The sequence below is a fragment of the Algoriphagus formosus genome (assembly GCF_002807035.1).
GTDB lineage: Bacteria > Bacteroidota > Bacteroidia > Cytophagales > Cyclobacteriaceae > Algoriphagus > Algoriphagus formosus.
Map to the genome: position 1 here is coordinate 335,145 of NZ_NIUC01000002.1, position 24,453 is coordinate 359,597.

A 24,453-nucleotide genomic window follows, 5' to 3' on the forward strand; every position below is an offset into this window, starting at 1 on the left:
TTTTGCTTCATCCTGTTTGGATTGTTGATCAGTTTATCGACTGCAGAAGCCCAGCAAACCAACCCGGACAGTACCCAAACTAGACTCGACTCGCTCAACCAGCGCCGCCTTGCACCCTCTTTTTTGCTTTGGAAAAACCAAAGTACCAATCCCCTATTTCCCTACCGAAACCCTTTTTTAAACTCATATTCGCCCTTTTTCCCTAAGTCTCTCCTTCAAAAATCTGTTGAGGTCAAAGTAGATTCCACCGCCGGCCTTCGATACAATATTGCCGATGAGCTGGATTCGACGCGGGTCGGCAATGAGCAGGAGTACGATTTTGAAGAGTTTTCCCAAATTCAGGAATACAAGGTTCGACAGGATTATTGGAGAAGTCGGGCCCGGGGCGGAGATGGAGAAAGTGCCGTAGAAGGCCGGGGGCTTGTACCTCCTTTGACAGTCAGTCCAAATTTTGACCGGATTTTTGGAGGTTCCGAAATCAACATTACTCCGACCGGATATGTAAACCTAGACTTGGGTGCCGTATTCCGAAGAATCGATAATCCTACCCTACCTATCCGGCAGCAACGAAATGGCGGCTTTGATTTCAATCAACAGATCCAAATGGCTGTGAATGGTTCTTTGGGTGAGAAAATGAAAATCGGAGCCAATTTTGACTCCAACAATTCCTTTGATTTTCAAAATCAATTGAAATTGGAATTCAACGGCTTTGAAGAGGATATCATTCAGTCGATCGAAATTGGTAATGTCTCCATGCCTGTACAAAACAGACTGATCCAAGGTGCCCAAAACCTATTTGGGGTCAAAACTCAGATGCAATTCGGAAAGCTAAATGTGACAGCAGTAGCTTCTACTCAACGTGGTCGTAGAGACAACCTCACCATCGACGCCAACGGGCAGGGAAGAACTTTTGAAATCCAAGGCTCGGAGTACGATGAAAACAGACACTTTTTCCTTGGCCATTTTTTCAGAGAAAATTATGAGAGATGGCTGAGAGGCTTGCCACAGGTACTGTCTGGTGTGAATGTGACGCGAGTTGAAGTCTACATCATGAACCGGGCGGCTAATACCGAAACCCTGAGAAATTTCGCGGCTTTCATGGACTTGGGAGAGGGCCGGGAATTACTCAACCCGAGTAATCCGAATATTGCTCCCACAAATCCCAATGCCCCCGCAGGGAACGGAGCGAACCAACTCTTCTCAAATATATCGAGCAATCCAGCTTTCCGCCCATTCGACACCGGTTCGAGGGCAATGGAGAACAGCCTTGGTATCAGAAAAGGATTGGATTTCGAACAAATCAACGGAGCGAGAAAACTCGAGCAATCCGAATTTTTCTTTAATCCCCAATTAGGCTACTTATCCCTTTTCAGAAGATTGCAAAACGATGAAGTTTTGGCAGTTTCTTACGAGTACACCTACAATGGCCAAGTTTACAAAGTGGGTGAACTCACAGAGGATTATCAAAACCGGGCAGAGGATGAATTGATTTTTCTCAAGCTCCTGAGACCAGCCAGAATCAATACGCGAGTTCCAACCTGGGACTTGATGATGAAAAACGTTTACAGCCTTAACGCCAGTCAGATCCTGAGAGAAGGTTTTCAGCTTCAGGTGATCTACCGAGATGACCGCACAGGTTTGGACAACCCATCCCTTTTGGAGGGGCAAGAGGTCAAGGATATTCCGCTGATCCGGCTTACGGGCTTGGATAATCTCAACCCTCAAAATGATCCTGCCCCAGATGGCAACTTTGACTTTGTCGAAGGCTTGACCATGATTTCCAATCGAGGGCTTTTGATTTTCCCCGTTTTGGAGCCTTTTGGGTCCAATCTGGAGCGCAAGTTCCTCCCCTCTGAAGGAGTCCTGAAAGAAAAATATGTCTACGACACACTCTATCAAACTACCCAAGCAGATGCGGAGCTCGTCACGCGATTAAATAAGTATTTTATCAAAGGGCGACTAACAGCAGGCTCTGCCAGTGAAATACAACTTCCCGGACTTAATATTTCTCCTGGCTCCGTGATCGTCACGGCTGGAAATATTCCTTTGACTGAAGGTGTGGACTTCACTATTGACTACAATGTGGGTCGCTTGGTCATCATCAATGATGCCATCCTACAATCCGGAAAGCAAATCAATGTGAGTTTTGAAAAAGCCGATTTGGTTTCATTCCAAACGAGGAGTCTCCTTGGAACACGCCTAGATTATCTTTTCAGCGACAAATTCAACCTTGGAGGTACCTTTCTATACCTCAATGAAAGACCAAATGTCACGCGAATTGCGACGGGTAGTGAAACACTCCGAAACAGTCTTTGGGGCTTGGATGCAAACTATTCAGATGAGTCCAGATGGCTCACCAAATTGGCGGATGCACTTCCTTTTACCAATACCAAAGAGACTTCCGAGGTTCGGATCAGCGGTGAATTTGCACATTTGCTACCCGGTACATCCAACCGTGTAGATGGAGAAGGAGCATCCTACATTGATGATTTTGAAGCGGCCATTACCCCGTTCAATCTTGGAGGTGCTGCCAATCAAAACTGGAAGCTTTCTTCGACTCCCCAGACTCCTGACAATCGATTTGATCTGAGTTTCCAAACCGAAGATGAGCTAGGTTCAGCCTATCGAAGAGCCCGAGTGGCTTGGTACAACATTGACAATATTTTCTATCGAGAAAATGGCCCAGGAGTACCGTCCAATATTACACGCGAAGACCGAAGAAACCACTATGTACGTAGGGTAATTCCTCAAGAAATCTTCCCACAGCAGGATAGGGATGTGATCATTACCCCTGAGCCCCTTTTTGAATTGGCTTATTTCCCATCGGAAAGGGGTATGTTTAATTACAACCCAAATCTGCGACAAGATGGCTTGCTTCCTAATCCTAGAGAAAACTATGGTGGGGTGACACGGGCAATTACGACAGAGGTAGACTTTGACCGGACCAATATTGAATACATGGAATTTTGGTTGCTTGATCCATTTATCGAAGGTGAAAACGGGCGTGTCCTAGATGGAATATTCAACCAGAACAATACCACAGGTGGTAAGCTTTATTTCAACTTAGGAGATATTTCGGAGGATGTAATGAAGGATGGCAGCCATTCATTTGAAAATGGTCTGCCAGCAGATGGGGATCCTGCCGAGACTCGAGAAAATGAATGGGGTCGAATTACAAGAGAGCAGTTTTTACTTCCTGCATTTGATAACTCTGAAGAAGCTCGTGTAAATCAAGACATCGGACTCGATGGTCTGAAAAATGAGGACGAAGCCCCATTCTTTCAGAGTAGATTTCTTGACCGGATCAATGTAAATCAGCAAGGTTTAAACCGGATTCTTGCTGATGTATCGGCGGATAATTTTGAGTATTACTTGAATGAGGAATTCGATCAGCAGGATGTCAAGATTCTGGAGCGATACAAAAAATTCAACGGGATGGAAGGCAACTCCCCGGTCGAGCCACCACAAACCGCTTCCTTCACCCCATCCGGCACCAACCTTCCAGACAACGAAGACCTCAACACCGATAATACGATCAACGAGCTAGAAAACTACTACGAATATGAAGTGGATCTTCGCCCTGATAATCTGGTCGTTGGCCAAAATTACATCGTCGACAAAGTAACCGCCAATGTCGGTGGAGAATCTGTAGACTGGTATTTGTTCCGTATTCCTGTAAGACAACCTGATCGGGTGGAAGGAAATATCACAGGCTTTAAGTCTATTCGATGGATCAGAACTTACCTCACGGACTTCGAGCAGCCGGTGGTGCTTCGAATGGCAAACTTCCGAATGATCGGTAGCCAATGGCGAGTATTCCAAGAGTCTTTGTTTGAGCGTGGATTCTTCGAAATTCCAGAGCCTGACAATTCCAACGTGACTGTAGATGTGGTAGGGATAGAAGAAAATTCCCAAGGCAGCGATACCCAAAGCCCTTATGTACTTCCTCCAGGGATCAATCGGGATCGAGACAATACTTCTACTGTTGAGCGGAGATTGAATGAGCAATCCCTTCGTGTATGTGTGGAAGATCTTGCTCCTAGAGATGCTCGGGCCGTTTTCAAAAACCTACAATTGGACTTGGTACAATTTGAGCGGATCAAGATGTTTTTCCATGCTGATAGTGAAGATGCGCTTGACGGAGAGATTACTGCATTTTTGAGGCTTGGTACAGATTACACAGATAATTATTATGAGATCGAAGTTCCTTTGATCATTACTCCAAAAGGCACTCGAGATCCAAGGCAGATTTGGCCGCTGGAAAATGAAATTGATATCGCGATTCAGGAAATTGTATCCGTCAAAACCGAGCGGGACAATAATCAAGTCCCCTTAAACCTCCCCTACTCCAAGGATATCAGACAATACAAAGTAACTGTAGTCGGCCGGCCTGAACTTAATCAGACTCAAGGTGCGATGATCGGGGTAAGAAATCCCGGGACAGGAATCGGAGGAAGCAAAAGCGTATGTATCTGGGCAAACGAACTTCGGGTAACGGGCCAAAACGAAAATAACGGCTGGGCTGCAAATGCTTTCCTAAATGCCAAAATTGCTGACCTTGCTGTAGTCTCTGCTTCCATTCGCCACAATTCAATTGGTTTCGGAGGTCTAGAAACCAGAATATCTCAGCGAACTCGACAGGCCACTACTCAATATGACATTTCTACCAACATTAAGGCAGACAAGCTTTTGCCAGAGGAATTGGGAGTGAGTATTCCAGTTTACTTGAGCGTTGAAAATTCGAATACAAGGCCTGAATTTGACCCACTTAATCCCGATGTGCCTTTTGAGGTCGCTTTACAAAAGTTCGAAACCGATCAAGAAAGGGACGCCTATCGAGATATCGCACAGGACCAGCTAACCCGAAAAAATATCAGTCTTAACAATGTCCGAAAAATAAAAACCAATCCTGAGGCTCCAAATAGAATCTATGACTTAAGCAATTTCTCTTTCTCCTACGCAGTGGGTACAGTTACCCAGACCAATGCTCAGATTCAGAACTACGAATTCAAAACGAATCGGGGAAATATCACTTATAACTTCGCCCCCAAACCGCTCAACATTGAGCCATTTAAGAATTCAGAGGGACTTTCGTCGCCTTACTTGAAACTGATCAAAGACTTTAACCTGAATCTAGCTCCAAGTCAGATTTTGGCGCGGGTGGATGTAGATCGAAAATTCCTCCGCTCTCAATACCGCAATGACCAGCTTGGTACTGCCGGTGTAGATCCGCTTTTCCAAAAGTCATTTTTCATGAACCGGTTCTACACACTCAACTGGGACTTGAGTAAAAACCTTCGGGTGGATTATTCTGGTTCAGTCATGGCTGTGGTGGATGAGCCTCAGGGAGATTTGGATTCACAGGAAAAAATTGACTCCGTCAGAACCAATTTCTGGAATTTTGGTCGAAGGACGAATTACAACCATACCGTCAATCTGAATTATACCATTCCACTGGATAAAGTACCTTTCCTAAATTGGATCCGGGCAGACTATCGATACAACACCACCTACACATGGATGACCGGTGCGATCGGGCAAAAGGACACTTTGGGTAATGTCATCCAAAATACGCGCGAGCAAACTTTAAACGGAAAGTTTGACCTAATCAGGCTTTACAATAAAAATAAAAAGCTAGAGGCTCTCAATGCCCCAAAACGACCAAGCATTCCGGGTAGAAATAATATCGCTGCCGAAGACACTATCGGTACGCCTTTTAGCAATCAACTGCTCAAGTTTCTAATGTCTGTCAAGGAAGTCACTTTCAATTATGGAGTAGTTGAAGGAACATTCTTGCCCGGATATTTGCCGAATACCGGTCTTTTGGGAATGGACCGGGCATTTAGTAATCCAGGACTTGCCTTTATTTTCGGTAGTCAGGACCCGATGATTCGAAATGAACTGGCGGCACGTGGTCTCATGGCTCCAAGTGCTGAACTTACCCAACCCTTCAGGCAAAATCGGGCCATGAATTTGAGATTGGGAGCTTTAGTAGAACCTTTCCGAGACTTTAGAATAACCTTAAATGCCGACAAACGGGAAGTAGGCGATTATCAAGAAATATTCAGGAATTCGGCGGATAATCCTGGGGAATATTTATCCATCAGTCCTACTCGTACGAATACAGCCTATTCAGTGACAACTATTATGCTCGGGACTTCATTCTCTAGGGATGATTCACAAAATAACTCTCCGCTTTTCCAAGATTTCGAAAATAATCGGGCGATAATCAAATCAAGGCTTGACGCTCAAAATGGATCAACAGGAGAATACAGTATCAATGGTCAGGATGTATTGGTACCGGCATTTATAGCTGCTTATCGAGGTCAGGATGCAGCAGAATCAAACCTCAATCCATTCCCAAAAACTCCTCTTCCAAACTGGAGGATTGATTATGCGGGGCTATCGAGACTGAAAGGTCTAAGTGATATTTTCACTAGTATCAACATTACCCATGCCTACACCTCCACTTATGATGCGAGCAACTTTTCCAATTCACTCCAATATCAGCAAGGGCTAGAGCTATTTAATCGTCTACAAGAGCAAAGACTTCCAAACGAAGTGAACGACGATGGATTTTTCATTCCAATTTATGTACTCAATCAAGTCGTACTGTCGGAACGTTTTGCTCCGCTTATTGGACTGGATCTGATGACAAAGGGAAGAATGAATTTTGCTATCAATTATAACAAGGAGCGAACACTAGGATTGAATTTCTCCAATTCTCAGGTGACTGAGCGAAGAAGTAATGATTTCGGATTGAATTTCTCGTATACTAAAGCAGGCACTAAAATTCCTTTCAAGATTCAAGGAAGAGAAACCATCCTGAAAAATGACCTGACACTACGGATGGATATGAAGATTGTCGATACCCGACAGGTTCAGCGGAAGATCGAAGAAGGTAGCACAGTTACTAACGGAAACCTCAATATCCAAATCCGTCCCACGATCAGTTATGTGATCAATCAGAACCTCAACCTTACCTTCTATTTTGATAGAAGTATCAATGATCCACGCGTCACCACTGCCTTCAAGCGTGCATCCACTTCTTTTGGTGGACAATTACGATTTAATTTATCCCAATAGATTTTTTAGCTCTCGGATTCCTCTTATTTTTGGAGACTTTAAAATCAAATCAAGAAATGAATTTTCCTCAAGAACTTAAGTACACCAAAGATCACGAGTGGATCAAAATCGACGGGGATGTAGCCACGGTTGGAATTACTGAATTTGCCCAGTCTGAATTGGGAGATATCGTCTACGTGGAAGTAGAAACTGTAGGTGAAAGTATCGAAGCCGGAGAGGTGTTTGGTACTGTAGAAGCCGTCAAAACTGTTTCTGACCTCTTCATGCCTGTAAGCGGTGAAATCCTAGAATTCAACGACGAGTTGGAAAGCTCTCCAGAGCTAGTCAATGAATCCCCTTATGAATCAGGCTGGATGATTAAAATCAAAGTTGACGGCGATCTTCCTGAAGATCTACTCAATGCTGAGGAATACACAGAGCTGGTAGGCCAAAATTAAGATTCATTTGCGCTGGGTTGCCGGACTGATCTGGTTAATTTTACTAGGCTTTGCAATGCTTATGCCTGGAGAAAAATTCCCCGAGATTCATGCCTTCGACTTTCAGGATAAATTAATCCATACCGTTCTTTTCTTCATCCTTTCCTTTATTTGGGCAGGAGTGAGATTGAAAGAACAAAAACCGAACTGGCTACTGTTCAGTCTACTAGTAGTCCTACCATCTATCCTATTTGAAATAGGGCAATATTGGATCCCAAATCGCTCACTCGACATATGGGATCTGGTATTCAACCAAATCGGTGTTTGGGCAGGTCTGTTAGGATATTTTAAGATTTCATCCAAGGTATTTCGCTTGGATTAATCTTTTGAAATGCTTACAATTGTTAATTAGTTTCGAATACATTAACCTATAATAAACCAAAAACGCTATGGAATCAAAAAAGACTCCGGCAGCCGATCTCACCAAAAAGTCAGGAATGTTCCTGAACTTGGGTTTGATGGTAGCCGTTGGTGCTGTCCTAGTGGCTTTTGAGTGGAAATCATTTGATGACGGGGCTCTTAAGGATCTCGGAATGGGTGATGACAACTTTGAAGAGCTACTGGATATTCCTATCACAGAGCAGCCACCACCACCTCCACCACCACCAGTAGAGCAGCCTATCATTCAGGAGATTCCTGATGAGGTTGAAATCGAAGAGAAAATCGAAGTTAACTTCGATGTGAACGTGGAAGAGGAAACTGTCATTGAAGAGGTTGTTATCGCTGAAGCTCCTGTAGAGGAAAAAGCTGACGAAATCTTTGACGTGGTAGAAACTCAACCAGTTCCTCCAGGTGGAATGTCAGGTTGGAATCAATACCTAAGCAAAAACCTTAAGTACCCAACTCAAGCCAGAAGAATGGGTATCGAAGGAACTGTAATTGTGGTATTCGTTATCAATACTGATGGCTCTATCCAAGACGTAGAAGTTCTTCGAGGAATCGGAGGAGGTTGCGACGAGGAAGCTGTGAAGGTAGTAGAAAATGCACCTAAGTGGGAGCCTGGTAAGCAACGTGGACGTCCAGTTCGTACTCGAATGAGACTTCCAATCCGCTTCAAGTTGAGCTAATCACAAACAAGTAATATTGAAAGCCCGGTTTTCCGGGCTTTTTTGTTTTTAAAACTTTTAACATAGTTAAATACAGTTAATCCGTTCTTTTCGAGACCATTACATGGTAAATTCTTGGGTAATTTATTTTCAACCAAAACCCCGCTTACCATGGAAACGAAAAAGAATCCCAATGCAGACCTGAGAAAATGGTCTACGCCACTCTTTTATTTTGGGCTGACCTGCAGCCTAGGCATTTGCCTCACTGCTTTTGAGTGGAAAAGCTACCCAGAAGGGAAACTCAAAGAAATCACTTCTCAGACTGATATCTGGGAAATTCCTGAGGTACCGATTAGTATTCAAACTCCCCCACCCCCACCAGAGACTGCTCCGCCTATAGTCACTGAAGTACCCAATGATATCACAATTGATCCTCAGGACTTCAATATTGATATTAATATGGGAGAGGATGTAGAAATACCAACGGTGGTTTTACCCAATACACCCCCAACAGTTGATAAAGCCGATGAGATTTTAGATTTCACTGAAGTACAAGCCACATTCAAAGGTGGGATGGAAAAATGGACTGCTTATTTGAAAGAGAACCTTACTTATCCCAGTCAAGCCAGAAGAATGGGAATCGAAGGAGTGGTCTTAGTTCGCTTTGTAGTCAATAAAGACGGATCGGTCCAGGATGCAGAAGTGGTCCGCTCTTTGGGCGGAGGCTGTGATGAAATTGCCTTGAAAGTCGTGGCCAACTCACCAGAATGGAATCCCGGAAAAGTAGGAGGAAATGCTGTAAGATCAAGGATGGTTATTCCGATTCGCTTTCGCTTAAATTGATGAAATCATTGCCCCAGCCCAAGAAGGTTTGGGGCTTTTTGATAATTCATCCCAAGACTATCAAAGCGAATTATGTATTTTGGATACCTATGAAAGTCCAAAAGCTAATTCTCGCAATCCTCATCCTATTCGGTTCATGTCAAAGCAAGGAATATGACTTGGTGATTCTCAATGGTACTGTCTACAAAGGAGATGGATCTCCGGGTCAGATACTGGATATTGGAGTTTCTGGGGATGAAATAAGCTTTATCGGAAAACTTGAGAATTACAAAAGCAAGGAAACCATTGACGCTTCTGGACTTGCAGTTTCGCCTGGATTTATAGATCTACATACGCACTTGGAGCCTATTTTGGAAATGCCCCTAGCAGAATCCTTGATCAGGCAAGGAGTAACCCTAGCTCTTGGAGGACCTGACGGAAGCGGTCCTTTGCCCTTGGGAGAGTTTTTGGATAGCTTGGAGCAAATGGAGATAGGTCCTAACCTGGCTTATCTTGTCGGACATAACAGTATCCGCCGAAAATACCTGCAAAATTCAGATCGGGAACCTAATGAGGAAGAACTTCAGCAAATGATCCAAGAAGTAGATCGAGCGATGAAGGAAGGAGCTTTTGGAATATCTACAGGACTGAAGTATTTGCCGGGTACCTTTGCGAAAAAGGATGAGCTTATTGCACTTTCAAAAGCTGCGGCTGAGCATGGTGGAATCTATACTTCTCACCTTCGGGAAGAAGGAATTGGCCTCGTTGAGGCAGTGCAAGAGGCTATCGAAATTAGCGATGAAGCTTCTATCCCTGTGATTTTGACGCATCACAAAGCCATTGGCGTCAAAATGTGGGGAGCTAGCACAAAAACTCTTGCCCTCGTGGATTCGGCAAGAAAACAAGGCCTAGATATCAAAATGGATCAGTACCCTTATGCTGCCAGTCACACGGGAATAAGCGTATTGATTCCAAGTTGGGCCATGGAGGGCGGGAATTTTGAAGAAAGAGTCAAGAACCCCTCCCTACGCGATAGTATCAAAGATGGAATTATCTACTCCATTCTCAATGACCGCGGTGGGGCTGATTTGAAAAGGATACAATTCTCAACTGTCACTTGGGATCGATCCCTTGAAGGGAAAACTTTACATGATTGGCTGATTCGTGAAGGTAAAAACCCCTCTGTAGAAAATGGGGCTGATTTTGTGATTCAAGCCCAACTCAATGGGGGAACAGGTACGATCTATCATGCCATGGATGAAGCTGATGTTCGGAGAATCATGCAACATCCTATGACTATGATTGCATCTGATGGGAGATTATCCAGACCGGGAGAAGGTCACCCTCATCCAAGGGCATACGGTACATTTCCTAGAGTATTGGGATTTTATACAAGAGAAGAAAAAGTTCTTGACCTTCCTACAGCCATTTATAAAATGACCGGACTTTCGGCTCAAAGTCTTGGCCTTTCGGACCGGGGACTGATTGAGGAAGGAATGAAGGCAGATTTGTGCCTATTTGATCCTGAAACCATTCGGGACAAATCAACCTTTATCGATCCACATCAATATCCTGAAGGGATTCTCTATGTATTGGTGAATGGGCAGTTTGCTGTTAAGGAAGGGGAATTTTTAAACAAAGGTTTTGGAAAGGTGATCCGGAAACAAGCTACAGGACGTTGAGGGTTTGTTCCTTGATTTTCTCCAACTCATCCTTCATCAGAATCACCCACTTCTGCATACCTGCATCGTTGGCTTTTGAACCTATGGTGTTGATTTCACGCCCTATTTCCTGACTGATAAACCCTAACTTTTTTCCTTGCTGGGTCTCTTCATTCAGCACTTTGATGAAATAGTTGAGGTGAGTTTCCAATCGAACCAATTCCTCAGTGATATCAAGCTTCTCAAAATAATAGATCAACTCCTGCTCAAATCGGTTTTGATCGAAGTCATTTTCTTCTATCCAATCATGGAAGTTTGACCTGATTCTGTTTTTGATTCGATCTTTTCTCTGTCCCTCTATCGCCTTCACCCGTTGAAGTGCACTTTCAATTACTTGGATATTTTCCTTTAGCTTTTCAAAAAGCGACTCCCCCTCATCTTTACGAAACTGATCGCATTTTTTAAGCGCTTCAATGATCACTTTTTGAATCAATTCCCATTCCTCCTCTGCTTCGGTAGCTTCATCAGGAGCCATGTTGACAATGACTGACGGCGATTGGAGAGCTAGCTTGAATAACTCACTTTTCTCAGCCACCACCGAATTGGCTAGGTTTTGATACTTTTCGAAGTATGCCTGAAAAAGCTCCTCATTGATTGTAACTGGAATCTGATTGGACTTTTTTGGAATAAAGTCCAGGGCAAGATTTACCTTACCTCTTTCTAGTATCCCCTGTACCAGATTCCGTACCTCGTGCTCCTTTTCGGAAAACTGTCGAGGCAATTTCAATGAAAGGTCTAGAAACTTAGAATTGAGTGTTTTGACCTCAGCCTGTATGGTGCGAAAATCATCTTCCATTCCGGCTCTTCCGAAACCGGTCATCGATTTGATCATGATATTACTTTAAAAGTTGTAACCCAAAGTTACATAAAATCTGAGGTCCTCTGTTTGATAATTTCTGATAGGCCGTGCTACATCAAACTTCACGTAGTAATTCAAGAGTACTGTACGCAAACCTGCTCCATAACTTTGGAGCCATGGATTATTGAAATTATTCAGCGTGATGGTGAAAGGAGATCCCTCTGTATTAATTACCTCTGTGTTCTGATCATTGATCCGCTCCCATGGCGCTGCCTCATTCCAAGCAGAACCAATATCATAAAATCCGACTAGCTGGAAATTTCTCACAAAATTCGACGTGATGTTGCCTCGAGTCAGGTATGAGAAAATTGGGATCCGAAGTTCAGTTGTAAAGGTAACGACCTTATTTCCCCTAATTTCATCATAATGATAACCTCTCAGATCAACAAATTCTGCAAATAGAATATTGGAGTTCTCTGCACCACTTGGGTTGCGAACAGGAGAAGCCTCCGGTCTATTGGATGGTGGTTGATAAAATTCATTGAAAAGCCAATTATCCATCCCACCGACAAGGTAGGTTTGAGGATTGTTTCCAAAGAAAGACCCTGCGTAAAGTCGCGTCGCAAGGACAATGTTCTTGTGAATTCGCTGATAATTTCTGACATCTAAATAGAAATTACTGAAACTTCTATCTCCTTGATTGAGACCCTGATAATGAACCAAACCAACCTTACCTTTGAGACCAGCTTGGGAATACAGACCTATCTGCTGTGTTCGGTCGAAAACAAATTCAGCTCGCCCTCCCACATAATTCACATCGAAGCGATTCTGCTCCGGATTGGTAGCTAGGATCAAGGAATCAGCATTCAGATTAAAATATTGGGACTTGGCCACAAATGGGGCTAAGGTGAATCTGGAATTCACATTGAAAGGATAAGATACTCCCACCTCAAATTTGGAAAGCACATAGCGCTGGAAGGTGATGTCATCAAACTCTGATATCCGAATAGTTCTTCTATCAAATCGTACTCTAAAATCTATTCTACTTTTCAGGTATTCGTATTCGGCAAAGATATCCCCTCCTGATCTAAAATCTAAAGCAGTTGAAATCCCACCATACAAGACATGATTGTCTAGCAGATCACTCATTTTGCCTTGAAGGCTAATTCCAAAACCTCTTAGTGGGTCGACAATAAATCGTGTGTTAATATTATTGGTAAAAAACTGAGGTTCCATGCCTCTTGGACCGGTCACTCGTTTTTTCAGGGATTGCTTTCTAAAGGCTTCTAGCAAATTGGTAGCCTTATCTTGGCTTTCTCCTTCCCTTTCTTGAGCAAGTAGAGTACTAGGCAAGGAGTCAAAGGTGTAATTCTCGGTATCAATTCCATTCCTATTTCGGAATTTCAAGCGATCCACATTGATAGAGGAAGTAGTTTTGGTTGAAGTTGTATCGATAGCTTGTGGTAGTGGCTGTACTTCAGGCTGTGGAGTTGGCTTGGGAAGAGGCTCTTCCTCACGCTTCGGCTGTGTCTGGGCTTCCATTCTCCTCCTTGCCGCAAGCCTTTCGTTCAAGCTTTTTGCCTGTTCCAACTGAATCCTTGGCGTACTCGGAGTAAACTGATCTGCACCGGAATAAGACTGCACTATCAAGAAGCTTTCCATTCCATCTCGAACGGCAAAGGCAATCTTATTCATGCGACTATTCACATCGAAGGTCTCGATACTTTTGTTAAATCCAGAAATTTGACTGGAAACTTGATTGCCTACATTCAGCCGCATCAGGTTGTTGATTCCACTTTGGTCACTCAGGAATACAACATTATTGCTATTGACCTTTCTCGGTCTCACATTCTTGCTAAAGCTATTGGTCAAGCGGGTCAACCTCACAGTATCCCTTACTTCAGCCATGAATATGTTATAGGTTTCTACGTATTGATTGAGATTTTCAAACTTCCCGCTAAGAGAGTCTAATTCCTCAGAATAATTAGTCGAATAAATGATCGTAGAATCATTCAAGAACATCGGGGTCAAATCATCAAACTCATCATTGGTCATTCGTCGACCTTGACCGCGTACGTTGAGCGTATAGATATCGGTTTTTCCATTTGAAATGGCGGAAAGAACCATATTCCTTCCTGTTGAATTAAAATCGATACTAAGAATCTGATTGATATTTCTCAGGAAGATTTTATCCTGATTGGTCCCATCCAAAGCTCTTAATCTCAGCGTCGTAAGCCCTCTCGTAAAGGATGCTATCGCCAAACTGGCAGAATCCCTCCAAGCAATTACCGGAGACCGAAAATTCGGAATTTGATCCTGGTATACCGATCCTCCCTGCATTAGAGTTCTTTCTGTTCCTGTGGAAAGCTCTCTTACCTGTACCTTGTATTTACCCTGATTATTGAGAACATAGGCTAGATTCAATCCATCTGGGCTAAATTTGATGTCTGTAATGACACCAAGCATCTTCGGAGAGGTAGATGCGATGGCCTGAGAGCTTTCGATAGGTCGAAAATTATTGGTTACCTGCTCATTGATAGTCAGGTAGTATTTTTTCCAATCTTCTAAAAAAGTATCGAAATTCAACCCAACGGTATTCGCTATGCTATTTTCCTCATTTCGGTTGATTCTTGATAGATTTAGAATGCTCGACAAATAGCGTCGACCGTATCGCTCAGCGATGTAATTCCAAATCGACTGACCAACAAGCGCTGCCTCGATTCCTTTTAGGCGAAGGATTTTCGGTTTTTCATCTTCTTTGAGATAATGACGGATATAATCATCCATCTCCATACTCCAACCCTTGGCCAGGTAAAGAGATATCCCCTCTACATACCAATCCGGAAAACTATTCATCAGGTTGGACTGGAACGCATCTGCAACAGATGCACCATAGAGCATCTCTTGAATAATTACTTTGGAAGTGGCATAAATCAAGTCCTCCTTGAACTGATCCATTTCGCCTTTGTAGGCAAGTTCGGCGATAAGTCTGCTAAAATTCGTCTGCCCTTCTTCGTTAAATTCTTCCTTATTCAAATTCAAATTGCTTTGTAGCAATTCTTCGGGAGTATTATAAATATAGATTTTTGGCTTGGTGTAGGCGACATAGCCTATCATCTGTGTCAATCGCTGAAATTCAGACTCTAAAAATTCAATTGCCTGCTTGGCATTTGCACCTCCACGATCGTAATAATAAACCTCAAAATTATTTGAGCTATAAAAGTACCAATCGAACTGCTGATGCTGCAGTCGGTTTTTTCCGAAACGCTCCTGATCAAATTGTGCAAAAGAATTCTGCGAAAAGAGAATAGTAGTCAGAAGCAGAAATAACAGGAAAGACTTTACTCGCATATTTTTCCTTACTGGACAGAATTTAAATATAATCAAAATACCTAGCGATATCCACCTCAGGTGACAAGGAGCTGCCATTTAGAAGGAAATCACGCATCATTAAACTGAAATAGGGCACCAACGACACGCCTTTGGCACCAAACCCATTGAATATGTAAACGCCTGAAAAGTCAGGATGTTTCCCAAGAAATGGCTTTCGGTCCTTTGTGGCCGGACGTATACCAAATTTATGAGATACTACCTCATCGACAGGGACTTGGACCAATGACTCCAATCGTCCCAAAATCTCATCTTTTGCCCGCTCTGTGGGACCCTGATCCAAGTCAAAGTGTGTGTAAGTTGAGCCGACCCGAAAGACATTTTGCCCCAAATGCACCCTGAAAACTCCGCGATTGACGATGAATTCCGGACAGAAGTCCTGCTTTACTTCTAAGATTTCACCCTTGACCGGCGCAAAGGGTAAATATGAGAAAAACTTGGATTGAGCCGCATGAACCCCCGTACAGAAAATTATTTCATTTGCCTCAATATTCTCATAGGACCAGAATTGATCACTCTTAATCAATTTATCCTCTTCAAAAATCACATCCCGATAGCGATCTCCAAAAAAAGTACGCATCCCCTCAAGAAAAGTGGGAATATCGAGCCATCCCGACTGGGTAAGCATCACACCTCCAAAAGGATCATTTAGAAAACTTGACTGGGAGGATTGAAACAATCCATCCAAATAACCTTGAAACAAAGGGTCAGAGCTATGCCCCATCCATTCATTTTGCTCTTCAACCGTGAGGAATGGGCGGTAAATTTTCTGAGGACGAAGAAAACTCCTACCTGTCTTGTGTTCAAGCTCTTGGTAAAAAGGTTCTATCTTAGGAAAAAGCTGATCCGCCAGCCAAGTTTTGACCATTTTTCGGCCAGTCACTGGATTATACAATCCCGCCGCTATCTGACTGGATTGGTTCCCTGACTGATGATCTAAAATCAGAATTTTTTTACCCGATTTTTGCAATTGATAGCCAAGACTCATCCCGGCCAAGCCACCACCTATTAACAAAAAATCAACTTTCATGCATCAAAGAACGGGTTTTATTCCTTATTTTGTTATACGTACATAGACAAAATCATGCTTCGAATCAAATCATTTACATTCAACCCTTTTCAGGAAAATACCTACGTGATCTCTGATCAGGAAGGTCATGCAGCCATCATTGATCCGGGGAATTATGAAGATGCTGAAAACCAGCAGATCTTAGGATATATACGTGAAAATAACCTGAAGCCTGAGCTTTTGTTGAATACCCATTGTCATATTGACCACGTGCTTGGGAATGATTTTATCAAGAGAACTTTCAGTATTCCCCTTTTAATACATGATCAGGAAATCCCGGTATTGAACTCTGTCAAGGCCTATGCCCCAAATTATGGATTTGCCAACTATTCACATACAGATCCAGATGGCTACCTCAGCGAAGGAAAAAGCATTGAAATAGGTAATGAGCACCTTGAAGTCCTGTTTGTACCGGGGCACGCTCCGGGCCATGTGGTTTTTTATCATCCTGAAAGCCAACAATGCATTGCAGGTGACACGCTTTTTAGAGAAAGTATCGGACGGACAGATCTTCCGGGAGGTGACCACAATCTTCTTTTGGAAAAAATCAAAAGTGTATTATTTAAGCTACCCGACCAAACTGTAATTCATTCCGGTCATGGGCCCAGCACCACAATAGCTCATGAGAAAGCATACAATCCATTTGTGGGAAAAAATTCAAGATTCTGATCCGTGAGTATCAAATCCCACATCCCAAATTCGCTTACACTCGGCAATCTACTCGCAGGTGTAATTGGTATTGTCACAGTTCTGGCTGGAGACTATCAAAGTGGAGCCTATTTTATTTTTTTAGCAGCATTTCTGGATTTTTTTGATGGATTCGCTGCCAGACTTCTCGAGGTAAGTGGTGAACTAGGCAAACAGCTTGATTCTCTGGCTGATTTAGTATCCTTTGGGGTATTGCCAGGATTTGTGGTCTATGAGTGGATTTCCACTCTGACCTCGGTAGAATGGATGCCCTATCTTTCGCTGACGATTCCGCTATTTTCTGCCTTAAGGCTAGCCAAATTCAATATCGATACAAGACAATCAGACCGTTTTATTGGTTTACCAACTCCGGCAAACGCCTTGTTTTTTAGCACCTTGCCTTATTTGGCGGACTTCTGGAGTTTCACAGGGAATTACTTATCAAATCCATGGACCTTGATCGTACTTTCTTGGGTCTTTTCCTTGCTGCTAGTCGCCGAAATCCCCCTGATTGCTCTGAAATTCAAAAACTTTTCTTTGCGAGATAATGTATTTAGGTATGTGCTCTTGGCTTCGGGAGCATTGGCAATCCTACTGATGGGCTTGTCAGGGATACCCTTGGTTATTATACTGTACCTAGGGCTTTCCCTTATCGAAAATTCATCTGCTTCTTTATGAAAAAAGCATGCCTGGCAGGTATTTTGGGGGGATTATCCCTCTTTTTTGGATTTTTCTTGCAGGGATTTTCTCAGGAAAGTTTCTACAAGTTTGGCGTAACCAAATCCGGATTATACCGCTTTGATGCAGATAGGCTAAATGAATTGGGAATTAGCTCCTTAGACGAAGTTGCTTTTTTTGGCTACCCGGGAAGACTTCCACAAAAGCTTGATAGCGGCACCTTCTCTTTAAGGGAAATCCCAGCAAAAAGGGTAAATAATGAATTGTTAATCTTTTTAACCGGACCGCACCGCCTTGACCTTATTGATGGTGAATTAGAATATAGGCACCATTATTATTCGGACACCTTGTATTATCTGATTGGTAGTAAAGAAAACCCAAAAAGACTGGAGTCCGAAACTCAGGTCAGTCCACAGGCCGAACCAATCACGCTTTACGAATGGACTACTGTCAAGGGAGAAGATCGAAATATTTTGAATTCGGGAAGAATATGGTATTCAGAACCCGTTAGTTCAGGTTCTTTACGATCTATCCCGTTTAGACAAAGTACTGAATCAAGTGCAGATTGGCTGCTACAAGGCCGGGTGATGGCTCAATCTTTTCAAAGCAGTCAGGTATCTATTTTGGAAAGCGGAAGTTCCATTTTCCAAACCAATATCTCTCCAATTCCAAATTCACTTTATGGGATAAAAGGAGTAGAAGCAGCAGTAAACGTAAGTTTTAACCCCGCCAATCAGGAGGTCAACACTTTGGAACTTGCCTACAACAGCTCTGACAATAATGCCGCAGCTTATTTCGAACATTTGCTCCTTGGAGTACCTAATGAGTCTTCGGAAATTCAATCTGGACATTATTTTAATCTTAGCGGACGGGCATTCAGCCATGGCTGTAATGAATGCGAGGTTTGGGAGGTAAGTGATTTCTACAAGCCCATCACTTTTCAGAAAAATGGCTTCGCTCAAGGAGGCAAATTGGTTTTTTCAAGGAGCTCAGACCTCTTTAATATCCCTGACCTCTCGCCTGTTGAATCGAATATCCGAACAGTTGGAAGCTGGCCTGAGCTCCTCATTATTACGGATCAAAACCTACTTCCAGAAGCAGAAAAACTGAGTACACATAAATTAGGTCAGGGCATATTATCAGAAGTAGTAACTCTAAAGGAGATTTATGATGCTTTCGGCTATGGAACTAAAGATGTGGTGGCTATCCGGGATTTTATTGCCTGGCATTTTCACGAGGGAAAAAGGGTGAAAAATGTTCTCTTTCTGGGTAAAGGAACCTTCGACTACAAAGGTAAACTCGGAGGAAGACCAAATATCGTCCCCACATACTCCAGTAGAAGTAGTCTAAACCCCCTAACTACTTACAGCTCCGATGACTTTTTTGGACTATTAGAATTTGGTCAAGGAGAGTGGGTAGAAAGCCAAAGCGGTGACGAAAAACTATCCATCGGAGTAGGCCGCCTTCCAGTGATCACCCGGCAAGAGGCGGATATCGTAGTTCAAAAAATCATTGACTACGAGCAAAACCCATCCTTCGTGAACTGGAAACGATCTTTTAGCCTTTTTGCCGATGATGCCGACAACAATATTCACCTGCGAGATGCAGAAGCCCATAGCAACTATTTGAGAGAAGCCAATTCCGAATTCTTTCAAAATAAATTATACCTCGATCGCTACGAACAAATTCCAAACGGTGATTCCCAACAATCCCCCGAGGCGAAGCAAGCTTTGCGAGAAGTCTTGACGGAAGGCACCTTAGTGGTAAACTATATCGGTCATGGAAATGAAACCACTCTTACTGCTGAAGAAGTATTCCGGGTAGAAGATATCGCTGACTTCCCGGAAACCTCCTTTTTACCGCTTTGGGTCACTGCCACCTGTGAGTTTGGCAGGCATGACAGCCCTTTTATCCGCTCAGGTGCGGAGGAATTGCTCACAGTACAAGGTAAAGGTGCCATTGGCCTTTTGACCACAGGACGGCCGGTATTTAGCAGTGTTAATTTCAGGCTAAATGAGGCATTTGTGAGGGAGGTTTACAAAAAGGAAAACGGCACCTATCAGGATTTGGGGAGTATTTTTAAAAACACCAAAAACAATAGCTTAAATGGAGCTTTAAACCGAAATTTTAGTCTTCTTGGGGATCCAAGTCTACGTTTAAATTATCCGGATTTGGAAATCGAAATTGGAGAATTCAAGGATGCTGAAGGAAATCCAATCGAGAATTTCGCCCCCCTTTCGGAGGTCTTTTATCAGGGAAAAGTGGTCAATCCCTTAAGTGGAAATGATATGACCACTTTCAACGGAACAGTGGAAGTAGAACTGATGGATCGACCTGTATCGATCAAAACTCTTGGCGATGAAAGCCCGCCAATTGAATTCCCTGAGGAAGCCATTACTTTATTTAGGGGAAAAGCTGAAGTCAGAAATGGTTTCTTTGAAGGAAGATTTAGAGTTCCAAGCGGCATCGATATTGAAATTGGAAAAGGAAATATCCGAATGTATGCCGTTGACTCCACGAGCATGCTGGATGCACAAGGAGTAGCTCAAGTTGATGTAGGTGGTGAGCAGGCAGACAACCCAACAGATGAAGAAGGACCGAATATTGAAATACAAATCGAAGGACAACAACTCGAGCCATTTAACTTCCCCTCGAAGCAATTGGCAGCCATCATTTTCCTATCAGATAGTACAGGAATAGATATAAGCGGAATTGATCCAAGGAAAGATTTTACGATCCAAATTAACCAACAGCCTCCACGGGTTTTAAATAAATCCTTTGTAAGTGATGGTGGTAGCTATCAGCGTGGACAAGCAGGAATCAAAATTGAAGGATTGGAAGAAGGCATAAATTCTATCCGGGTATCAGCAACTGACCTAGTGGGGAATAGTAATGAGGCTATCTTTGAAATTCGAGTTGAAGGCAGTAATAGAATTCAAATTCTAGATCACATCGTCTATCCCAACCCAGCAGATAAAGAAACAATCTTTGAATTGACTCACAATCGTCCGGGTGAAAACCTTCTCATAGAGCTGGAAGTTTATTCTTTGACAGGCTCAATACTATTTTCTGCATCGCGTCGTTTGGTAGAAGCTGAATCACGCATCGAGGGATTTAGATGGATTTTTTTACAAAACCAATCTAAAATTCCAGCAAAAGGAACTTATATTTACAAATTGACGCTTAGTTCGGAAGCTGAAAGTTCAGTCGCATCTGAAAGCGGAAAACTTATAATTGAATGAAAAGAAAAGGAATCATTAGGCCGATAGGATTACTTTTTGGGGTGTTTATGACCACCTCTGCACTTGTAATGGCTCAAAATTCCATTGTAGTCTCAGGACAGGACAGGCAGCGGAGGGTGATCACGACAGCAGTACCTTTTCTTAATTTTGCTCCAGACTCTCGTCATTCTGCCATGGGTGACGTGGGGGTGGCAACCACTCCTGATGCGAATTCAGCACATTGGAATAGTGGCAAATTAGCCTTCCTAGAAGACCAGACAGCATTTTCCTTATCTTATTCTCCCTGGTTGGGAAGATTGGTCAATGATATGTCTTTAAGCTATCTAACCGGTGCTTTCCGCATCGATGAAAATTCTGCCTTCGGTTTTGACTTGCGCTATTTTAACATGGGCGATATTCAGTTGACAGATGGTTTAGGCAATGAATTAGGCCAATTTAATCCACGCGATATTGCCATCGGAGGCACTTATTCTCGAAAACTCTCCGCCAATCTTGGATTGGGAGTATCTGCCCGATTTATCTATTCCAATTTGTCAGGAAATATTTCCTCAGTGGGAGGAAGCGATGCAAGAGCCGGGATTAGTGTAGGAACAGATGTAGGGCTTTATTACAGCAAAGATATTTTCACAGGTTCCAAGGAAGGAACATGGTCTTGGGGTGTCAATATTTCCAATATTGGACCGAAGATCACCTATAATTCCGCTGATGACTTGGATTACATCCCTACAAATCTGAGAATCGGAACCGCTTATGGTATTTACTTCAACGAGTTGAATAAATTGACCTTTGCCTTAGACTTTAATAAACTTTTGGTCCCTTCTCCTCCTGTCTACGCAACCAATCCTGACGGGACGCTTTCTACGGATGAAGACGGAAATCTCATTATCGAGCAAGGAAAAGATCCAAATAGACCGCTTATTTCAGGTATGTTTGGTTCCTTCACAGATGCTCCTGATGGATTCAGTGAGGAGATGCAGGAAATCACCGTTTCTTTCGGTGCAGAATACCTGTACAATGAAAAGTTTGCCTTACGAACTGGTTACTTTTTTGAAAACCCTACTAAAGGAGGAAGGAGATATTTTACCATGGGTGTCGGCTTCAATGTGAAGCGCCTTGGATTTGATTTCTCTTACCTAGTCCCTCAAGTACAAAACCACCCGCTCGCTGAGACATTACGCTTTTCTCTGCGATACGCAATTCCATCCAATTGATGATTCTAGACCGAAGTACTCCACCGAGTTACTCCATTCCAGAAGACTTTAGCTTACAATCACCTGCTGAAAAAATCCTTCAAAATGGAGCTGCACATTTTCATTTTGATACTCCAGGAATTCAAGCTGTCAAAATCGACTTGATTGGAAAAGGTACTCGAGCATTTCTACCATTAAATGAGGCGCTAGTGCCATCATTCACCTTACAGATGTTGATTGAGGGCACTGCATCAAAAAGCAGTAGTGAAATTGCACATCTCTTGGATTTTCATGCCAGTGAAATTCAGCCTTATTTGACATTTGGGCAGGAAGGCATCACACTCATAAGCACAAAAAAGCATCTTTTTCAGGTTTTGGAGCTGCTTTTGGAAGTGATTACCCAACCGAGCTTCCCTGAGGAGCCGCTGGAAAAACGAAAAGCTCAACGCCGTCTCATGATTGAGATGGAAAGGAAAAAGACAGCATCACAGGCCTCTCAGCTTTTCCGCAAAACGCTTTTTGGAGGGGAGCATCCTTTCGGAAACATGATCCACGAGGAAATGCTTGAAGCTATTAATTCTGAAAGGCTTCAACAGCATAGTCAGCAACTGCTTTGGCAGGGACTTGAGATCTTTACTGCCGGTGACTTTAGTGAAGAAGAGAGGATAGCTTTAGAAGGGTTTTTAGAGAGGCTTCCAAATCAGATTCCGCAAGAAGGCATTCTACTCCCTGACCCAAATAGTGAGGAATCCATTTATGAATCTCGGCAAGATGCAGTTCAAAGCAGTATCCGAATGGGTAAACTTTCGATTCCTAAAAATCACCCTGATTTCATCCCCCTTTCGGTATTCAACACCATCTTAGGCGGATACTTTGGATCTCGACTTATCAAAAATATCCGAGAAGATAAGGGACATACCTATGGGATTTACTCCAGCTTGGTTCAAATGGGTAACCTGAACTATTGGGCCGTGGGAGCTGATGTGGAAAAACAGTATCTCGAGCTAGTGAAAACCGAAATCAAGTATGAAATCGAAAAACTCTCTACAGAGCTCGTAGAAGAGGATGAGTTGGAAACTGTCAGGAATTACCTGCTTGGTCAGATGCTTTCACAGTTTAGCAACTCCTTCGACATAATCGATCGTTTCCGCTCAGTTCACCACTCTGGCTTGGACTTGAACTATTATTCGCAGAAACTTCAATTTCTAAAAGAATTTAAGGCGGAAGACATTCTTCAAATCGGTCAAAAATACTTCAAAGATCAGCCCTTGATAGAAGTAAGTGTTGGCTAATCAACTCGTGACACTGACGTAAAGCCAAGATATGTCAAGCTTGAATTTCGCCCAAGCTTTATAGAGCTTCAATTTTAGGCCTTTGCCATGTAAGCGTTCGGCCATTTGGATGAGTTGATCAGCAGCAGAGAAATTTGCCGACCAAAGTGCATGTTTCAATTCAAAAAGAACTCGCTCCAACAATGCTTTATTTTCATCCTGGCTTTGATTGAGCTCCAATGCTTTTTCACAGACCTTTACCGTACTAGGCAACATTTTTGAAAAATAGCGCTGGTACTGGTTTGCTGACATAGACTCCTCATGCTCACGCTTCAGGACGCCAAAATGATCGGAAAATACCACATGATATTTCCTTGCCATTCGGATTTGGATATCAAAATCCTCGTAATACAGACTCTCATCATAACCCGACTCCTTTCGAAAAATCTTTGCATTGAATACCATGGTAGCTGCGCAGATGATACTTCGCCTTAATAGCGTTTCGTATATCGTGCCCATATGCAGCTTTTCCCTAAGCTCTCCGAATGTATTTCGCTTATAGAAAGTCGTGATAGACCCCGATGACTCTAGTAAATAGGCATCAGAGAAACTAAAAGCTGCTTCAGGATCCTGTGAAAGTTGAGCGATCGATAGCGATAGATGATCAGGATAAAGCACATCATCTCCGGACAAATCGACCAGGTAGTCCCCATTTGTCTCTGCAAACACTTCATTGAAGGTCTGACAGTATGGTCTAGTATCCTCAAAAAAGTACGTTTTCACCGGAAATAATCCAGAATACTGCGAGACCCAATCCTTGATGCGTTCGGCAGTACTATCAGAACTTCCATTATCGACAATGACCAATTCTTTGTCATGGTAATCCTGCATTGCCACACTCTCTAGTGCCTCCCAAATCCAGTCTTCGTGATTGAAGGCTGTGCAAATAACAGTGACTTTACCTAAGCTTTCCATG

The 24,453-nt window shown here is 43.0% G+C and carries 15 protein-coding genes; 11 read left to right on the forward strand and 4 right to left on the reverse strand.

The annotated features are described in order from the left end of the window. Nucleotides 1–21 precede the first annotated feature (21 nt). From sov to CDH51_RS07530, 6 genes are all read left to right on the forward strand, one after another. The gene (sov, locus tag CDH51_RS07505) at nucleotides 22–7,086 is read left to right on the forward strand and encodes a T9SS outer membrane translocon Sov/SprA (protein WP_449353826.1); all 7,065 of its coding nucleotides are present in this window, start codon (nucleotides 22–24) and stop codon (nucleotides 7,084–7,086) included. A gap of 56 nt (nucleotides 7,087–7,142) precedes the next feature. After that, a complete protein-coding gene (gcvH, locus tag CDH51_RS07510) occupies nucleotides 7,143–7,523 on the forward strand; it encodes a glycine cleavage system protein GcvH (RefSeq protein WP_100629374.1) in 381 nt (126 codons plus the stop codon). Between the two features lie 7 nt (nucleotides 7,524–7,530). Beyond that, the gene (locus CDH51_RS07515) at nucleotides 7,531–7,884 is read left to right on the forward strand and encodes a VanZ family protein (RefSeq protein ID WP_198514285.1); all 354 of its coding nucleotides are present in this window, start codon (nucleotides 7,531–7,533) and stop codon (nucleotides 7,882–7,884) included. Between the two features lie 67 nt (nucleotides 7,885–7,951). Next, nucleotides 7,952–8,629, forward strand: a complete 678-nt coding sequence (locus tag CDH51_RS07520) for an energy transducer TonB (protein ID WP_026945381.1) — start codon at nucleotides 7,952–7,954, stop codon at nucleotides 8,627–8,629. Between the two features lie 150 nt (nucleotides 8,630–8,779). Beyond that, nucleotides 8,780–9,451, forward strand: a complete 672-nt coding sequence (locus tag CDH51_RS07525) for an energy transducer TonB (RefSeq protein ID WP_100628083.1) — start codon at nucleotides 8,780–8,782, stop codon at nucleotides 9,449–9,451. Further along, the gene (locus CDH51_RS07530) at nucleotides 9,451–11,112 is read left to right on the forward strand and encodes an N-acyl-D-amino-acid deacylase family protein (protein WP_232724775.1); all 1,662 of its coding nucleotides are present in this window, start codon (nucleotides 9,451–9,453) and stop codon (nucleotides 11,110–11,112) included. Before CDH51_RS07525 ends, CDH51_RS07530 begins: the two co-directional genes overlap by 1 nt. Here CDH51_RS07530 and CDH51_RS07535 read toward each other — a convergent pair. Genes CDH51_RS07535 through CDH51_RS07545 form a run of 3 tightly spaced genes read right to left on the reverse strand, consistent with a single transcriptional unit; the run spans nucleotide 11,099 to nucleotide 16,370 of the window. Beyond that, nucleotides 11,099–11,983 (reverse strand): YicC/YloC family endoribonuclease, encoded by an 885-nt coding sequence (locus CDH51_RS07535; RefSeq protein WP_100628084.1) that lies wholly within the window; start codon nucleotides 11,981–11,983, stop codon nucleotides 11,099–11,101. The two genes, CDH51_RS07530 and CDH51_RS07535, sit on opposite strands and share 14 nt — an antisense overlap. A 9-nt stretch (nucleotides 11,984–11,992) precedes the next feature. Further along, nucleotides 11,993–15,301, reverse strand: coding sequence for a biopolymer transporter Tol (locus CDH51_RS07540; protein ID WP_100628085.1), 3,309 nt, complete (start codon nucleotides 15,299–15,301; stop codon nucleotides 11,993–11,995). A gap of 22 nt (nucleotides 15,302–15,323) precedes the next feature. Next, the gene (locus CDH51_RS07545) at nucleotides 15,324–16,370 is read right to left on the reverse strand and encodes an NAD(P)/FAD-dependent oxidoreductase (RefSeq protein ID WP_100628086.1); all 1,047 of its coding nucleotides are present in this window, start codon (nucleotides 16,368–16,370) and stop codon (nucleotides 15,324–15,326) included. 54 nt (nucleotides 16,371–16,424) lie between these two features. Between CDH51_RS07545 and CDH51_RS07550 the strand changes: the two genes are divergently transcribed. Genes CDH51_RS07550 through CDH51_RS07570 form a run of 5 tightly spaced genes read left to right on the forward strand, consistent with a single transcriptional unit; the run spans nucleotide 16,425 to nucleotide 23,498 of the window. Next, nucleotides 16,425–17,078: an MBL fold metallo-hydrolase gene (locus tag CDH51_RS07550; RefSeq protein WP_100628087.1), complete on the forward strand. Its 654-nt coding sequence runs from the start codon at nucleotides 16,425–16,427 to the stop codon at nucleotides 17,076–17,078. Between the two features lie 3 nt (nucleotides 17,079–17,081). After that, nucleotides 17,082–17,774: a CDP-diacylglycerol--serine O-phosphatidyltransferase gene (gene pssA, locus CDH51_RS07555; RefSeq protein ID WP_100628088.1), complete on the forward strand. Its 693-nt coding sequence runs from the start codon at nucleotides 17,082–17,084 to the stop codon at nucleotides 17,772–17,774. Next, on the forward strand, nucleotides 17,771–21,016 hold the full coding sequence (gene porU / locus CDH51_RS07560; RefSeq protein WP_100628089.1) for a type IX secretion system sortase PorU: 3,246 nt from the start codon (nucleotides 17,771–17,773) through the stop codon (nucleotides 21,014–21,016). The genes pssA and porU overlap by 4 nt, the downstream gene beginning before the upstream one ends. Nucleotides 21,017–21,063: 47 nt before the next feature. Further along, nucleotides 21,064–22,227: a type IX secretion system outer membrane channel protein PorV gene (porV, locus tag CDH51_RS07565; RefSeq protein WP_100629376.1), complete on the forward strand. Its 1,164-nt coding sequence runs from the start codon at nucleotides 21,064–21,066 to the stop codon at nucleotides 22,225–22,227. After that, on the forward strand, nucleotides 22,227–23,498 hold the full coding sequence (locus CDH51_RS07570; RefSeq protein WP_100628090.1) for a M16 family metallopeptidase: 1,272 nt from the start codon (nucleotides 22,227–22,229) through the stop codon (nucleotides 23,496–23,498). The genes porV and CDH51_RS07570 overlap by 1 nt, the downstream gene beginning before the upstream one ends. On the opposite strand, the gene CDH51_RS07575 is transcribed toward CDH51_RS07570, so the two are convergent. Next, nucleotides 23,499–24,452 carry a glycosyltransferase family A protein gene (locus CDH51_RS07575; RefSeq protein ID WP_100628091.1) on the reverse strand — a complete coding sequence of 318 codons (954 nt, stop codon included), beginning with the start codon at nucleotides 24,450–24,452 and terminating at the stop codon, nucleotides 23,499–23,501. Between the last annotated feature and the right edge of the window lies 1 nt (nucleotide 24,453).

Excerpts from the sequence above, each read along its gene's own strand:
- CDH51_RS07530 (WP_232724775.1), top strand. The coding sequence starts at position 9,451 with ATGAAATCATTGCCCCAGCCCAAGAAGGTTTGGGGCTTTTTGATAATT.
- gcvH (WP_100629374.1), top strand. The coding sequence starts at position 7,143 with ATGAATTTTCCTCAAGAACTTAAGTACACCAAAGATCACGAGTGGATC.
- CDH51_RS07520 (WP_026945381.1), top strand. The coding sequence starts at position 7,952 with ATGGAATCAAAAAAGACTCCGGCAGCCGATCTCACCAAAAAGTCAGGA.
- CDH51_RS07545 (WP_100628086.1), bottom strand. The coding sequence starts at position 16,370 with ATGAAAGTTGATTTTTTGTTAATAGGTGGTGGCTTGGCCGGGATGAGT.
- CDH51_RS07540 (WP_100628085.1), bottom strand. The coding sequence starts at position 15,301 with ATGCGAGTAAAGTCTTTCCTGTTATTTCTGCTTCTGACTACTATTCTC.
- CDH51_RS07535 (WP_100628084.1), bottom strand. The coding sequence starts at position 11,983 with ATGATCAAATCGATGACCGGTTTCGGAAGAGCCGGAATGGAAGATGAT.
- porV (WP_100629376.1), top strand. The coding sequence starts at position 21,064 with ATGACCACCTCTGCACTTGTAATGGCTCAAAATTCCATTGTAGTCTCA.
- porU (WP_100628089.1), top strand. The coding sequence starts at position 17,771 with ATGAAAAAAGCATGCCTGGCAGGTATTTTGGGGGGATTATCCCTCTTT.
- CDH51_RS07525 (WP_100628083.1), top strand. The coding sequence starts at position 8,780 with ATGGAAACGAAAAAGAATCCCAATGCAGACCTGAGAAAATGGTCTACG.
- CDH51_RS07575 (WP_100628091.1), bottom strand. The coding sequence starts at position 24,452 with ATGGAAAGCTTAGGTAAAGTCACTGTTATTTGCACAGCCTTCAATCAC.
- CDH51_RS07550 (WP_100628087.1), top strand. The coding sequence starts at position 16,425 with ATGCTTCGAATCAAATCATTTACATTCAACCCTTTTCAGGAAAATACC.
- CDH51_RS07570 (WP_100628090.1), top strand. The coding sequence starts at position 22,227 with ATGATTCTAGACCGAAGTACTCCACCGAGTTACTCCATTCCAGAAGAC.